This window comes from Klebsiella michiganensis, assembly GCF_002925905.1.
GTDB classification, from domain to species: domain Bacteria; phylum Pseudomonadota; class Gammaproteobacteria; order Enterobacterales; family Enterobacteriaceae; genus Klebsiella; species Klebsiella michiganensis.
Genome location: NZ_PRDB01000017.1, coordinates 1 through 13,717 on the forward strand (window position 1 = coordinate 1; position 13,717 = coordinate 13,717).

Here is a 13,717-nt window from a genome sequence, read left to right on the forward strand (position 1 = left end):
GGCCGGCGTTGATATCCTGCGCGCCGCGCGCGGTCCTCTGGTGATGGAGGTCAATGCTTCTCCTGGGCTGGAAGGAATTGAAACCACCACCGGCGTCGATATTGCCGGCAAAATGATCGCCTGGATCGAACGACAAGCCACGCCCGGATTTTGTCTGAAAATGGGCGGATAATTCCCTTTCACGACACCGTCATGGAACAGGACGCTTTTTTTGCGTAAGCTATGGCGTCGCATTTTTCACAGTAAGAGGTCACAGGTCATATGGATTCACTGGTCGTTCCGGGTCTTGATACGTTACGTCAATGGCTCGACGAATTGGGCATCAGCTTTTTTGAGTGTGATTCCTGCCAGGCACTGCACCTGCCGCATATGCAAAATTTCGAAGGCATTTTTGATGCCAAACTTGACCTGGTGGATAACGTGGTGCTTTTCTCCGCGCTGGCAGAGGTGAAACCCTCCGCGCTGCTGCCGCTCTCCGCCGATCTTTCTGCGATTAACGCCAGTTCGTTGACGGTGAAAGCTTTCCTCGATATTCAGGATGATAATCTGCCGAAGCTGGTGGTGTGCCAGGCCTTGACCGTCGGCGTCGGCGTGACGATCGATCAGTTCGCGTGGTTTTTCCGCCAGAGCGAAGAACAGATATCGATGGTCATCCTCGAAGCCAGCGCCAATCAGGTGCTGTATAAGTCTGAGGAAGAAGAGCCGGTGGCTGAGAATATTCAGTACCATTTTCTTCACTAAGCCTGTCGAAAAATAGCGCAGCCACTGCCATAGCGGCTGCGTATTACATGCTTTTATTCTGCTATTAACCTTCCGGAAAAGAATTTTTCACCGCCATTCCGCCGCTTTCGGCTTATCACATAGACCCTTATTGCATAAAAAATTGATAAAAGCCGTTTTTTTACCTGGGCTATAGCCTCTTATTCTGGCTACAGTTATTCTGACGCTGCTTCCAGTTGCGGGCAACCATTCCGGGAGAGGTCCTCTCTCCTTTTCTTAGGCAATGAAAAAATATGCATGATTATTGCATGCGAACAAGTGCGTATATTCAGCCCGCTTGTTAACGGGCATTGAGAAGGAATAAGAGATATGACCGCCTTTGGTAAAAAATGGTTAACAGGTCTGGTTACGGGTGCGCTGATGGCCGTTTCTGCCGGTTCGCTCGCAGCCGAACAAAAAAACCTGCATGTTTATAACTGGTCTGATTATATTGCGCCGGATACGGTGGCGAATTTTGAAAAAGAGACCGGTATTAAAGTGGTGTATGACGTCTTTGACTCCAACGAAGTGCTGGAGGGTAAGCTCATGGCGGGCAGCACCGGTTTTGACCTGGTGGTGCCGTCGGCGAGCTTCCTTGAGCGCCAGCTGGCGGCCGGGGTATTCCAGCCGCTGGATAAAAGTAAGCTTCCCAACTGGAAAAATCTCGACCCGGAAGTATTGAAGCTGGTCGCGAAGCACGACCCCGACAATAAATACGCGATCCCGTACCTGTGGGCGACAACCGGCATAGGCTATAACATCGATAAAGTGAAAGCCGTGCTGGGCAAAGATGCGCCGCTGGACAGCTGGGATCTGGTGATGAAGCCGGAAAACCTGGAAAAGCTGAAAAGCTGCGGCGTCTCCTTCCTGGATGCCCCGGAAGAGATTTTCGCCACCGTGCTGAACTATCTCGGCAAAGATCCTAACAGTACTAAAGCCGATGATTACACCGGCCCGGCGACCGATCTGCTGCTGAAGCTGCGTCCGAATATTCGCTATTTCCACTCCTCTCAGTACATCAACGACCTGGCGAACGGTGATATATGCGTCGCTATCGGCTGGGCGGGGGACGTATGGCAGGCGGCTAACCGGGCGAAAGAAGCGAAAAATGGGGTGAATGTTTCCTACTATATTCCGAAAGAGGGCGCGCTGGCGTTCTTCGACGTCTTCGCCATGCCGGCGGATGCGAAAAACAAAGATGAGGCTTATCAGTTCCTGAACTATCTGATGCGTCCGGATGTTATCGCCCACATCAGCGATCATGTCTATTACGCTAACGGCAACAAAGCCTCTGTTCCGCTGGTCAGCGAAGCGATCCGCAATAATCCGGCCATTTACCCGCCGGCTGACGTCTTCGCCAAGCTGTTCACCTTGAAAGTCCAGGATCCGAAAATCGACCGCGTGCGTACTCGCGCGTGGACGAAGGTGAAAAGCGGTAAGTAATTCTCCGTGAGTTGTAGGCCGGATAAGCGTCGCGCTGCCGGCAACAGGCGCACCGCGATGGTGCGCCTGCACCATGATTTGATTTCTGCCGGAGAACACCCCGTGAATGATGTGATTCCTCGCCCGCAGGCGAAAACCCCCAAAGCGCTGACCCCGCTGCTGGAAATCCGTAATTTAACCAAGTCCTTCGATGGCCAGCACGCCGTCGATGACGTCAATCTCACCATTTATAAAGGCGAAATTTTTGCCCTGCTGGGCGCATCCGGCTGCGGCAAGTCAACCCTGCTGCGCATGCTGGCGGGATTTGAACAGCCTACCGCCGGACAGATTGTCCTGGATGGCGTCGATCTGGCGCGGGTGCCGCCGTATCAGCGGCCGATTAATATGATGTTCCAGTCCTACGCGCTGTTTCCCCATATGACGGTGGAGCAGAATATCGCCTTTGGCCTCAAGCAGGACAAATTGCCCAAGGCCGAAATCACCAGCCGGGTGCAGGAGATGCTGGCGCTGGTGCATATGCAGGAGTTCGCAAAGCGTAAACCGCATCAGCTCTCCGGCGGCCAGCGTCAGCGCGTGGCCCTGGCCCGCAGCCTGGCGAAAAGACCGAAACTGCTGCTGCTTGATGAGCCAATGGGGGCGCTGGATAAGAAGCTGCGCGACAGGATGCAGCTGGAAGTGGTCGATATCCTTGAGCGCGTCGGCGTTACCTGCGTGATGGTGACCCACGATCAGGAAGAGGCGATGACCATGGCGGGGCGTATCGCCATTATGAACCGCGGCAAGTTCGTGCAAATCGGCGAGCCGGAGGAAATCTACGAGCACCCGACCACCCGCTACAGCGCGGAGTTTATCGGCTCGGTCAACGTCTTTGAAGGGTTGGTGAAAGAGCGGCAGGAAGATGGCCTGGTGCTGGACTCTCCGGGCCTGACCCATCCGCTGAAGGTCGATCCCGATGCCTCTGTCGTCGATAACGTGCCGGTGTGGGTGGCCCTGCGCCCGGAAAAAATCATGCTCTGCGAAGACCCGCCCGCGGATGGCTATAACTTCGCGGTGGGCGAGGTTATCTATATTGCCTATCTCGGCGACCTGTCTATCTACCATGTGCGCCTGAAAAGCGGGCAGATGCTGAGCGCTCAGCTGCAAAACGAACACCGTTACCGTAAAGGGGCGCCCACCTGGGGTGATGAGGTGCGTTTGTGCTGGGATGCCGATAGCTGCGTCGTGTTGACGGTGTAAGGAGAGGGCGATGAGTACATTAGAACCCCCGTCAGGCGTAAAAAAACCTGGCGGTTTTGCGCTGTGGCTGGCGCGGCTGCAGATGGCCCACGGACGCAAGCTGGTCATTGCGCTGCCCTACGTGTGGCTGATCCTGCTGTTTCTGCTGCCGTTCCTGATCGTCTTTAAAATCAGCCTGGCGGAGATGGCGCGGGCGATCCCACCCTATACCGACCTGCTGGAGTGGGCCGACGGTCAGCTTACGTTAACGCTGAATCTCGGGAATTTCCTGCAGCTCACCGACGATCCGCTCTATTTTGAAGCGTATCTGCAATCGCTTCAGGTGGCGGCGATCTCGACGTTCTGCTGCCTGCTGTTGGGGTATCCGCTGGCGTGGGCGGTGGCGCACAGTAAGCCATCGACGCGAAATATTCTGCTGCTGCTGGTGATCCTGCCGTCATGGACCTCCTTCCTGATCCGCGTCTATGCCTGGATGGGGCTGCTGAAAAGCAACGGCGTGCTGAACAACTTCCTGCTGTGGCTGGGGGTCATCGACCAGCCGCTGGAGATCCTGCACACCAACCTGGCGGTCTATATCGGTATTGTTTACGCCTATCTGCCGTTTATGGTGCTGCCGATCTATACCGCCCTCACGCGTATCGATTACTCGCTGGTGGAGGCGTCGCTGGATCTGGGGGCCCGGCCGCTGAAGACCTTCTTCCAGGTGATCGTTCCGCTCACCAAAGGCGGGATTATTGCCGGGTCGATGCTGGTGTTTATTCCGGCAGTCGGGGAGTTCGTTATCCCGGAACTGCTGGGCGGGCCAGACAGCATTATGATTGGCCGCGTGCTGTGGCAGGAGTTTTTCAATAACCGCGACTGGCCGGTGGCGTCTGCGGTGGCGATCGTGATGCTGTTGCTGCTGATCGTACCGATCATGTGGTTCCACAAGCATCAGCAAAAACAGGTGGGGGAACACGGATGAATAATTTACCGGTAGTCCGTTCGCCGTGGCGAATTTTGATTCTGCTGCTCGGCTTTACCTTTCTGTATGCCCCGATGCTGATGCTGGTGATTTACTCGTTCAACAGCTCAAAGCTGGTGACGGTATGGGCGGGGTGGTCGACGCGCTGGTATCGCGAGCTGTTTCATGACGATGCGATGATGAGCGCGGTAGGCTTAAGTCTGACCATCGCCGCCTGCGCCGCGACGGCGGCGGTGATCCTCGGTACCATTGCCGCAGTGGTGATGGTGCGTTTTGGCCGCTTCCGCGGTTCAAACGGCTTTGCTTTTATGATCACCGCGCCGCTGGTGATGCCCGATGTGATTACCGGCCTGTCGCTGCTGCTGCTGTTTGTCGCGCTGGGGCATTCAATTGGCTGGCCGTCGGATCGCGGCATGCTGACCATCTGGCTGGCGCACGTCACCTTCTGTACCGCTTACGTCGCGGTGGTCATTTCATCGCGCCTGCGTGAGCTGGACCACTCTATTGAAGAGGCGGCGATGGATCTGGGCGCCGCGCCGCTGAAGGTCTTTTTCGTCATTACGCTGCCGATGATTATGCCGGCGGTGGTCTCCGGTTGGCTGCTGGCCTTTACGTTGTCGCTCGACGACCTGGTTATTGCCAGCTTTGTTTCCGGGCCGGGGGCGACGACGCTGCCGATGCTGGTCTTCTCCAGCGTGCGCATGGGGGTCAACCCGGAGATTAACGCCCTGGCGACGTTAATCCTCGGCGTGGTCGGGATTGTTGGTTTTATCGCCTGGTATTTGATGGCCCGCGCGGAAAAGCAGCGGGTGCGCGATATCCAGCGTGCAAGAAGCGGCTGAACCACCTAAAATCTGCAATAGAGTTAACATCGGCGCCGCATTTGTGGCGCCGTTTTCATGGAAGACTTTACGTTGGGATTGTTTACTAAAACGCGTTCGTCTCATGCTCGTCTTAACGTTCCTGCGCTGGTGCAGGTGGCGGCCTTCGCCATTATTTTAATCCGCGGCCTGGATTTGCTGATGATCCTCAACCAGCTTGGCGTTCAGGGAATCGCGGATTTTGTCCATCGCAGCGTGCAGACGTGGGCGCTTACCCTGGTGTTTCTCTCAAGTCTGGTGCTGGTATTTATTGAAATCTGGTGCGCGTTTTCGCTGGTAAAAGGGCGCAACTGGGCGCGTTGGCTGTTCCTGTTGACGCAGATTATCGTGATTGGCTATCTGTGGGCCGCTTCATTGGGCTACGGTTATCCCGAGCTGTTTAGTATTGCAGGGGAATCGAAGCGCGAAATCTTTCGCTCCCTGGTGCTGCAAAAACTACCGGATCTGCTGGTGCTGGCGATGCTGTTTGTGCCGGCCCCGTGCCGACGCTTTTTCCGTTTACAGTAACGGTGATACAATCCCCGCCCCTGTTTTTTTGAAGGTCTTGTTATGCATTGCGCACTTTATGACGCGGGCCGCTGCCGCTCCTGCCAGTGGCTGGAACTGCCGGTATCCCAACAGCTCGCCGATAAAATGGCCGATCTTCGCGCGCTTCTCGCCGATGCGCCCGTCGCTGAATGGTGCGCACCGGTTTGCGGGCCGGAAAGCGGGTTTCGCAACAAAGCGAAAATGGTGGTCAGCGGTAGCGTGGAGCGCCCGCTGCTCGGGATGCTGCACCGTGATGGCGCCCCGGAAGACCTGACCGACTGTCCGCTTTATCCGCAAAGCTTCGCGCCCGTCTTCGCTGCGCTCAAGCCGTTTATCGCCCGCGCCGGACTCACGCCCTATAACGTTGCCCGCAGGCGCGGAGAGCTGAAGTACATTCTGCTGACCGAAAGCCGGCTCGACGGCGGTATGATGCTGCGCTTTGTCCTGCGTTCGGAGACCAAGCTTGCCCAGCTGCGCGCCGCGCTGCCGGAGCTTCAGGCGCTGCTGCCGCAGCTGCAGGTGATTACCGCCAATATTCAGCCGGTGCATATGGCCATCATGGAAGGAGAGCGGGAAATTTTCCTCACCGACCAGCAGGCGCTGGCGGAAAATTTCAACGGCGTGCCGCTGTGGATCCGCCCGCAAAGCTTCTTTCAGACCAACCCTGTGGTAGCCAGCCGTCTGTATGCCACCGCTCGTGACTGGGTGCGCCAGCTGCCGGTCAACCACATGTGGGACCTCTTCTGCGGGGTGGGCGGCTTTGGTCTGCACAGCGCAACGCCTGAGATGCGCCTGACCGGGATTGAAATTGCCCCGGAGGCGATCGCCTGCGCGAAGCAGTCGGCGGCGCAGCTCGGGCTGAATAATCTGCATTTTCAGGCGCTCGATTCCACGCAGTTTGCGACCGGCGAAGGCGATATTCCCGATCTGGTGCTGGTGAATCCGCCGCGTCGCGGTATCGGCGACGGCCTGTGCGACTATTTAAACCGTATGGCGCCAGGCTTTATTATCTACTCCAGCTGCAACGCCCGGACGATGGCGAAAGATATCGCTCGCCTGGCCGGTTATCGCATTGAGCGCGTCCAGCTGTTCGATATGTTCCCCCATACCGCCCACTATGAGGTGCTGACCCTGCTGGTTCGCGAAGTATAAACAAAATGTGAACTCTTCAGGCGGTGAAGATCGGGTAAGCTTGGCTAATCAGAACGTAAGAATAGCGGAGTGCTGCCGGTGGCAAAAAAAATCCTGTTGGTTGAAGATGATGAAGATATCGCCGCGCTGCTGCGCCTGAATCTGCTGGATGAGGGTTATCAGATTGTCCACGTGGCGGACGGAGCCCAGGCCCTGCGCCTGCTGGAAAAAGAGCTTTGGGATGCGGTGATCCTCGACCTGATGCTGCCGGGCGTAGACGGTCTGGAAATTTGTCGGCGCATTCGTCAGCAAACCCGCTATCTGCCGGTGATTATTATCAGCGCTCGCGCCAGCGAAACCCAGCGGGTACAGGGGCTGGAGATGGGAGCGGATGATTATCTGGCCAAACCGTTTTCGATTCTCGAACTGACCGCCCGGGTCAAAGCGGTGTTCCGTCGTCAGGAGGCGATGGGGCAGAATCTGCTGATGGATGCCGGCCGTATCGCCAGCCATGGTTTAAGCATTGACCCCTTGTCGCGCGACGTTAAGCTGCGCGGCGAGACGGTGGATCTGACGCCGCGCGAGTTCGACCTGCTCTACTACTTTGCCCGCCATCCGGGGGAGGTCTTTTCCCGCCTTGAGCTGCTTGATCGTGTGTGGGGCTATCAGCACGACGGCTATGAGCATACGGTCAATACCCATATCAACCGCCTGCGCACCAAAATTGAGCGCGACCCGGCGGAGCCGGACATCATTCTGACCGTCTGGGGAAAAGGCTATAAATTTGCCGTGGAGCGCAAAGAGGCGCAGCCATGATCCGCCGTCTCAGCCTCAGCCAGCGCCTGGCTCTGGTGTTTACCTCACTGCTGCTGCTCTGTGCCGTAGCCGTTTGTCTGATCCAGCTGTACAGCAGCGCGCAGTACGGCAACGTCATGGTCCAGCGTCTCTCCGCCGGGCTGGCGCAGCAGATCGCCGCCCGCGAGCCGCTGCTGGACGCTCAGGGGCAGGTTGATCGCCGGATGCTGAAGCCGCTTTTTGATCGGCTGATGACCTTCAATCCCAGCGTAGAGCTGTATCTGCTTTCGCCCGACGGCGAGCTGCTGGCCGACGCCGCGCCGCCGGGGCATATTAAGCGCCAGCGCATCGATCTGGCGCCGGTGCAAACGTTCCTGTCCGGCGGCGCCTGGCCGGTGTACGGCGACGATCCGCGCAGCCTTGATAAGCAAAAGGTGTTTAGCGTGGCGCCGCTGCGCCAGGACGGCCAGCTGCGCGGCTATCTCTACATTATCCTGCAGGGCGAAACCTTTAATGAACTGGCGGCGAGCGCCTGGCAGAAAACCTTGTGGAGCCTGCTGCTGTGGACTCTGCTGCTGGTGGCCGGTCTCGGCGGGCTGGCGGGTTGGCTTGCCTGGTTCTGGGTAACGCGCCCGGTGCGTCAGCTCACCGCGCTGGTGGCAACCGACAGCCAGGACAGTATTCATGCGATCAAGGCGCTGGCGGCGCAAACTCCGGAGGCGAACCCGGGGAATGAAGTGGCCGTGCTGCATAATCGCTTTATTGAACTGGCCCGCCAGATTGCCGGGCAGTGGGACCGTCTGGCCGACAGCGATCGCCAGCGGCGAGAATTTGTCGCCAATATCTCCCACGATTTACGCACGCCGCTCACCTCTTTGCTGGGATATCTGGAAACGTTAAGCCTGAAGGCCGATCGCCTGACGATGGAGGAGAACAAGCAGTATCTGAATATCGCCCTGCGCCAGGGGAACAAGGTCCGCCATCTTTCTCAGCAGCTGTTTGAACTGGCTCGCCTGGAGCACGGCGGGATTAAGCCGCAGCCGGAAACCTTCGTGCTGGCTGAGCTGGTGCAGGATGTCGCGCAAAAATTCGACCTGGCAATCGCGACGCGCAATATCGGTTTACAGCTGGATCTGGCCACCGGGCTACCGCCGATAACGGCGGATCTCTCGATGATTGAACGGGTGCTGACTAATCTGCTCGATAACGCCATTCGCCATACGCCGGAAGGTGGGCTTATCCGCCTGACGGCGCGTCGCTCAGGGCCGGAATTTATCGTCGAGGTGGCCGATAGCGGACCGGGCGTTGCCGGTGAGCTGCGGGCAACATTGTTCGAACGGCCTTCGGTGCTTGAACCTGGCGCGCAAAGCGCATCACGAGGGGGACTGGGTTTGATGATTGTGCGACGAATGCTGCAACTGCACGGCGGCGATATTCGCCTGCTTGAAGCTCCGACAGGGGCCTGTTTCCAGTTTACCCTGCCGGTGTAAGGTGGCGGATTGGCCGATCGCGATACCGGTCTATCGCTGTCTGCGGGCCGGTAGCCCGGGTAAGGCGTTTACGCCGCAACCCGGGGAATGCGCAGGGATTGAAGCTTTAGTGCGGCTTCTTCCCGGGCCGCGCTGCGCTTGCCCGGGCTACGGGGCCACGACTGTCTGCGGGCCGGTAGCCCGGGGAAGGCGTTTACGCCGCAACCCGGGGAATGCGCCGGGATTGAGGCTTTAGTGCGGCTTCGTCCCGGGCCGCGCTGCGCTTGCCCGGGCTACGGGGCCACGGTTGTCTGCGGGCCGGTAGCCCGGGTAAGGCGTTTACGCCGCAATCCGGGGAGTACGCCGGGATTGAGGCTTTAGTGCGGCTTCGTCCCGGGCCACGCTGCGCTTGCCCGGGCTACGGGGCCACGGCTGTCTGCGGACCGGTAGCCCGGGTAAGGCGTTTACGCCGCAACCCGGGGAGTGCGCCGGGGTTGAGGCTTTAGTGCGGCTTCGTCCCGGGCCGCGCTGCGCTTGCCCGGGCTACGGCTGTCTGCGGGCCGGTAGCCCGGACAGGCGCGTCAAGCGCCGCCTCCGGGAAATGCTTACTCCGGGAACCACTGCTTGCTGATTTTCTCGTAGGTGCCGTCGGCTTTAATCGCCTTCAGCGCGGCGTTCAGTTTTTCCAGCAGCGCTTTGTTATCCGGGCGTACCGCAATGCCGAGGCCGGTACCGAAGTACTGCGCGTCGGTGACTTTCGGCGTTGCCGCGCCCAGCTGCGGGTTGGTTTTCAGCCACTCGTTGACCACGGCGGTATCGCCAAACACCCCATCAATACGGCCATTTTTCAGGTCGATAAACGCATTCTGGTAGCTATCGTAAGCCACGGTTTTCACTTCCGGATGTTTATCCTGCAGGTATTTCTGGTGCGTGGTGCCGTTTTCCATCCCGATACGCTTACCTTTCAGATCGGCAAAAGAGTGGAAGGCATCTTTCTTCGAGATAACCAGCGCGGAGTTAGCGTAGTACGGGTCGGTAAACGCCACCTGCTTGCTGCGCTCCGGGGTAATGTCCATGCCGGAGATGACCGCATCATATTTCTTAAATTTGAGCGCCGGGATCAGGCTGTCGAAGGCATGGTTGGTAAACGTACACTCAGCCTGCATCTGCTTACACAGCGCGTTTGCCAGATCGATGTCGAAACCGGCGATCTGGTTATTGGCGTCCATCGATTCAAACGGTGGGTAAGTTGCAGAAACGCCAAAGCTGATTTTTTCTGCGGCAGCGGCGCCAAAGGCGAAAGTGCTAAGCAGTGCGGCCAGAACTAACTTTTTCATTGTGGAACTCCCGTCGGTCAATCTTATGATGTTGTGCCGTGTCTGCGGCTGGGAGTAACAATGCCACTAAATGAATTTATATTCAATAATCATGGATATTTATTTTAATTAGAATAAAAAAAGACGGATAATTCAGTGAGCTTATCCGTCTTGATTTGGCTTTTTATGCGTTTTTAATTGCGTCGCTCAAAGGCCAGCGCTTTATGTTCCACCAGGCGCATCAGCAGCGTCAGCAGGCCATTGACCACCAGATAGACAATGCCAGCGGCGCCGAACACCATCACATCATAGGTACGCCCATAGAGCAGCTGGCTGTGACCCATCACTTCCATCAGGGTAATGGTGTAGGCCAGAGACGTACTCTTGAACACCAGCACCACTTCGTTGGAGTAGGAGGAGAGGGCGCGTTTAAAGGCGTACGGCAGCAGGATCGCCAGCGTATCTTTCTTACTCATTCCCAGCGCGCCGCAGGATTGCCACTGGCCATCCGGGATGGCGCGAATGGCGCCATAAAACAGCTGCGTGGTATAAGCGGCGCTGTTGAGAGAAAGGGCGATCAGCGCGCAGAGCCAGGGCTCGGAAATCAGATGCCAGAGTACCGGATACTCCTGCAGCGACGGGAACTGTCCCGGGCCGTAGTAAATCAGGAAGATCTGCACCAGCAGCGGCGTGCCGGTAAACAGCGTGATATAGCCGCGCACGATCCACACCAGCCCCGGCGTTTTTAGCGTCAGAATGATGGTGAAGATCAGCGACAGAATCAGCGCTACGACGATAGAGGCTGCGGTCAGCGTCAGGCTGGTATGCAGCCCTTTTAGCAGTTCGGGTAAGTAATCAAGCATCAGCCTGGTCTCCGTTCGAAGCGCGTCGCACGCTGGTCAATACGTTTCAGAATGTACTGACTCAACAGGGTGATGACCAGATAGATTGCCGCCGCGATGATATACCAGTTAAACGGCTCCTGGGTTCGGGTGGCGATGCTTTTAGTTTGCAGCATCAGATCGTTGACGCTGATCAGGCTCACCAGCGCGGTATCCTTCAGCAGCACCAGCCACTGGTTGCCGAGTCCAGGCAGCGCATGGCGCCACATTTGCGGCATCACTAAGCGAAAGAAAATAGCGGCTTTCGATAATCCCAGCGCCTGACCGGATTCCCATTGCCCCTGCGGAACGGCTTTAAGCGCCCCGCGCAGGGTCTGCGATGCGTAAGCGGCATACAGCAGAGAAAGCGCGATAGCCCCGCAGAGGAACGGACTGACGTCGAAGTTTTCAATCTGCATCTGTACCGGGATCTGCACAATGCCGAGATTGATCGTAAAACCGTCAGAAAGGGTCAGCAGCAGCTGTGAGGAACCAAAATAGATAAACAGAACCACCAGAATTTCCGGTAGTCCGCGCAAAAGGGTGACAATGCCGGTTGCGAGCCAGGCGACCGGACGCAGCTTTACCGACTCGAGGACGGCAAACAGCATCGCCAGCACCAGGCCGATGATCAGGGCGCAAACGGCAAGGCCGACGGTCATCCCGGCGGCGCTTGCTAATGGAAAAAATTCGTTCATTCAGCGTTACTTCTGGAACCATTTGTTATAGATAGACTGGTAAGTCCCATCGCTTTTCACTTTTTCCAGCGCAGCGTTAAATTTCTGCTGCAGTTCGGTATTGCCCTGGCGCAGCGCAATGCCGAGACCGGTGCCGAAGTAGTCTTTATCGGTCACCTTGTCGCCCACCGCGGCCAGCTTCGGATTGCTCTTCAGCCATTCGGTCACCACGGCGGTATCGCCGAATACGGCATCAATACGGCCGTTCTGCAGGTCCAGCTTCGCATTCTGGTAGCTGTCGTAAGGAACGGTCGTGATTTCCGGGTGTTTGTCGGTGATGAATTTCTGGTGAGTGGTGCCGTTCTGCACGCCGACTTTCTTGCCTTTCAGGGCGTCAATGCTGGTGAATTTACCCTGCTGGCCGACGAACAGCGCGGAGTTTTCATAGTACGGGGTGGTGAACAGCACCTGTTTTTCACGCTCAGGAGTGATGTCCATCCCGGCCATGACCGCGTCGAAACGGCGGAACTTCAGGCTGGGGATCAGGCTATCGAAAGCCTGGTTGGTAAAGGTGCAGGTGGCATCAATCTCTTTACACAGCGCGTTCGCCAGATCGACATCAAAGCCGACAATTTTGTTATTGGCATCGATCGATTCAAACGGAGGGTAGGAGGCCTCGGTGGCGAAACGAATGGTCTGGGCTGCGGTAGCGGAGAGGCTCATGCCCGCAAGAAGAGCGGCAATCAGTACTTTTTTCATCGTCATTTCCCCGAAAACATCAATGTGAAAGATAGTTTTTAAACGCGTCGGTCTGCGGATGCGCGAAGCAGCCGGCATCACCTTGTTCAACGATATGGCCATTTTCCATATAGACCACGCGGCTGGCTGTTTTGCGCGCCACTTCCACTTCGTGGGTGACGATAACCTGCGTAATACCGGTTTCAGCCAGTTCGCGGATAATACTGACGATCTGGGCGGTGATTTCTGGATCGAGCGCCGCCGTGGGTTCATCGAACAGCAGAACCTGCGGTTCCATCATCAGGGCGCGGGCAATAGCGACGCGCTGCTGCTGGCCGCCGGAAAGATGCAGCGGGTAGCGATCGCTATAGGGTTTCAGGCGCAGACGTTCGAGCAGCTTTTCAGCGCGGGCGAGAGCCTGATCTTTGCTCAAACCGAGCACGCGGCAGGGAGCTTCAATCAGATTTTGCTGCACGGTCAGATGCGGCCACAGATTGTACTGTTGGAAAACCATACCCACGTTCTGGCGCAGCTCGCGAATGGCTTTGTCAGAAGGCGCTTTGGTAAAGTCGAAATGATTTCCGGCGATATGCAGCGTACCGGAACGCGGCATCTCCAGCAGATTGAGGACGCGCAGCAGCGAGCTTTTACCGGCACCGCTTGGGCCGAGCAGCACCAGCGTTTCCCCCTGCGGGCAATCCAGCGTGATGTCGAACAGCGCCTGGTGTGCGCCGTAGAAGCAATTAATGCCGTTTAATTTTATGCTCATCTGGGCAGTCTGATACATATAGCAATTGAGGCCGCAAATAGTACCTTTGGCAGAATAGTTATGCAATATTTATGCGTTAAAAGTTAAATGTAAACCATGTTTACATTTAAAGTTAGCACAAAATATGGCT

The 13,717-nt window shown here is 57.0% G+C and carries 14 protein-coding genes and 1 pseudogene; 10 read left to right on the top strand and 5 right to left on the bottom strand.

Annotation, left to right across the window (positions count from 1 at the left end; all coding sequences use genetic code 11):
* From CDA56_RS25160 to CDA56_RS25205, 10 genes and pseudogenes are all read left to right on the top strand, one after another.
* Positions 1-172: pseudogene (locus CDA56_RS25160) on the top strand (30S ribosomal protein S6--L-glutamate ligase); the annotation flags it as partial.
* Between the two features lie 89 nt (positions 173-261).
* Positions 262-741 (top strand): type III secretion system chaperone family protein, encoded by a 480-nt coding sequence (locus CDA56_RS25165; protein ID WP_004849367.1) that lies wholly within the window; start codon positions 262-264, stop codon positions 739-741.
* A 348-nt stretch (positions 742-1,089) separates the two neighbouring features.
* Entirely contained in the window at positions 1,090-2,202 is a 1,113-nt protein-coding gene (gene potF / locus CDA56_RS25170; RefSeq protein ID WP_049069656.1) for a spermidine/putrescine ABC transporter substrate-binding protein PotF, read from the top strand.
* A gap of 102 nt (positions 2,203-2,304) precedes the next feature.
* Positions 2,305-3,438, top strand: coding sequence for a putrescine ABC transporter ATP-binding subunit PotG (gene potG, locus CDA56_RS25175; protein WP_004134592.1), 1,134 nt, complete (start codon positions 2,305-2,307; stop codon positions 3,436-3,438).
* Between the two features lie 10 nt (positions 3,439-3,448).
* Positions 3,449-4,402 carry a putrescine ABC transporter permease PotH gene (gene potH / locus CDA56_RS25180; protein WP_014228601.1) on the top strand — a complete coding sequence of 318 codons (954 nt, stop codon included), beginning with the start codon at positions 3,449-3,451 and terminating at the stop codon, positions 4,400-4,402.
* Positions 4,399-5,244 carry a putrescine ABC transporter permease PotI gene (gene potI, locus CDA56_RS25185; protein ID WP_004130847.1) on the top strand — a complete coding sequence of 282 codons (846 nt, stop codon included), beginning with the start codon at positions 4,399-4,401 and terminating at the stop codon, positions 5,242-5,244. Before potH ends, potI begins: the two co-directional genes overlap by 4 nt.
* Before the next feature lie 57 nt (positions 5,245-5,301).
* The gene (locus tag CDA56_RS25190; protein ID WP_004100588.1) at positions 5,302-5,790 is read left to right on the top strand and encodes a YbjO family protein; all 489 of its coding nucleotides are present in this window, start codon (positions 5,302-5,304) and stop codon (positions 5,788-5,790) included.
* 42 nt (positions 5,791-5,832) lie between these two features.
* Complete coding sequence (gene rlmC / locus CDA56_RS25195) at positions 5,833-6,963, top strand: 23S rRNA (uracil(747)-C(5))-methyltransferase RlmC (RefSeq protein WP_049082080.1); 1,131 nt, start codon at positions 5,833-5,835, stop codon at positions 6,961-6,963.
* A 78-nt stretch (positions 6,964-7,041) separates the two neighbouring features.
* Positions 7,042-7,758, top strand: coding sequence for a response regulator transcription factor (locus CDA56_RS25200; protein WP_004849381.1), 717 nt, complete (start codon positions 7,042-7,044; stop codon positions 7,756-7,758).
* A complete protein-coding gene (locus CDA56_RS25205; RefSeq protein WP_103814722.1) occupies positions 7,755-9,227 on the top strand; it encodes a sensor histidine kinase in 1,473 nt (490 codons plus the stop codon). Before CDA56_RS25200 ends, CDA56_RS25205 begins: the two co-directional genes overlap by 4 nt.
* A 584-nt stretch (positions 9,228-9,811) precedes the next feature.
* On the opposite strand, the gene artJ is transcribed toward CDA56_RS25205, so the two are convergent.
* The 5 genes from artJ to artP all read right to left on the bottom strand — a co-directional run bounded on the left by artJ (position 9,812) and on the right by artP (position 13,587).
* On the bottom strand, positions 9,812-10,543 hold the full coding sequence (gene artJ, locus CDA56_RS25225) for an arginine ABC transporter substrate-binding protein ArtJ (protein ID WP_014228605.1): 732 nt from the start codon (positions 10,541-10,543) through the stop codon (positions 9,812-9,814).
* A gap of 173 nt (positions 10,544-10,716) precedes the next feature.
* Positions 10,717-11,385, bottom strand: a complete 669-nt coding sequence (artM, locus tag CDA56_RS25230; protein WP_014228606.1) for an arginine ABC transporter permease ArtM — start codon at positions 11,383-11,385, stop codon at positions 10,717-10,719.
* Positions 11,385-12,101 (bottom strand): arginine ABC transporter permease ArtQ, encoded by a 717-nt coding sequence (artQ, locus tag CDA56_RS25235; protein WP_004100599.1) that lies wholly within the window; start codon positions 12,099-12,101, stop codon positions 11,385-11,387. Before artQ ends, artM begins: the two co-directional genes overlap by 1 nt.
* 6 nt (positions 12,102-12,107) lie before the next feature.
* A complete protein-coding gene (artI, locus tag CDA56_RS25240) occupies positions 12,108-12,839 on the bottom strand; it encodes an arginine ABC transporter substrate-binding protein ArtI (protein WP_004130868.1) in 732 nt (243 codons plus the stop codon).
* Between the two features lie 19 nt (positions 12,840-12,858).
* Positions 12,859-13,587, bottom strand: coding sequence for an arginine ABC transporter ATP-binding protein ArtP (gene artP, locus CDA56_RS25245; RefSeq protein ID WP_004111834.1), 729 nt, complete (start codon positions 13,585-13,587; stop codon positions 12,859-12,861).
* Positions 13,588-13,717 lie beyond the last annotated feature (130 nt).

Bases quoted from the DNA above. Each gene is read 5' to 3' on its own strand.
- artI (WP_004130868.1), bottom strand. From the start codon at position 12,839: ATGAAAAAAGTACTGATTGCCGCTCTTCTTGCGGGCATGAGCCTCTCC.
- potF (WP_049069656.1), top strand. From the start codon at position 1,090: ATGACCGCCTTTGGTAAAAAATGGTTAACAGGTCTGGTTACGGGTGCG.
- artJ (WP_014228605.1), bottom strand. From the start codon at position 10,543: ATGAAAAAGTTAGTTCTGGCCGCACTGCTTAGCACTTTCGCCTTTGGC.
- artP (WP_004111834.1), bottom strand. From the start codon at position 13,587: ATGAGCATAAAATTAAACGGCATTAATTGCTTCTACGGCGCACACCAG.
- artM (WP_014228606.1), bottom strand. From the start codon at position 11,385: ATGCTTGATTACTTACCCGAACTGCTAAAAGGGCTGCATACCAGCCTG.
- CDA56_RS25190 (WP_004100588.1), top strand. From the start codon at position 5,302: ATGGAAGACTTTACGTTGGGATTGTTTACTAAAACGCGTTCGTCTCAT.
- CDA56_RS25165 (WP_004849367.1), top strand. From the start codon at position 262: ATGGATTCACTGGTCGTTCCGGGTCTTGATACGTTACGTCAATGGCTC.
- CDA56_RS25205 (WP_103814722.1), top strand. From the start codon at position 7,755: ATGATCCGCCGTCTCAGCCTCAGCCAGCGCCTGGCTCTGGTGTTTACC.
- potI (WP_004130847.1), top strand. From the start codon at position 4,399: ATGAATAATTTACCGGTAGTCCGTTCGCCGTGGCGAATTTTGATTCTG.
- rlmC (WP_049082080.1), top strand. From the start codon at position 5,833: ATGCATTGCGCACTTTATGACGCGGGCCGCTGCCGCTCCTGCCAGTGG.
- artQ (WP_004100599.1), bottom strand. From the start codon at position 12,101: ATGAACGAATTTTTTCCATTAGCAAGCGCCGCCGGGATGACCGTCGGC.
- potH (WP_014228601.1), top strand. From the start codon at position 3,449: ATGAGTACATTAGAACCCCCGTCAGGCGTAAAAAAACCTGGCGGTTTT.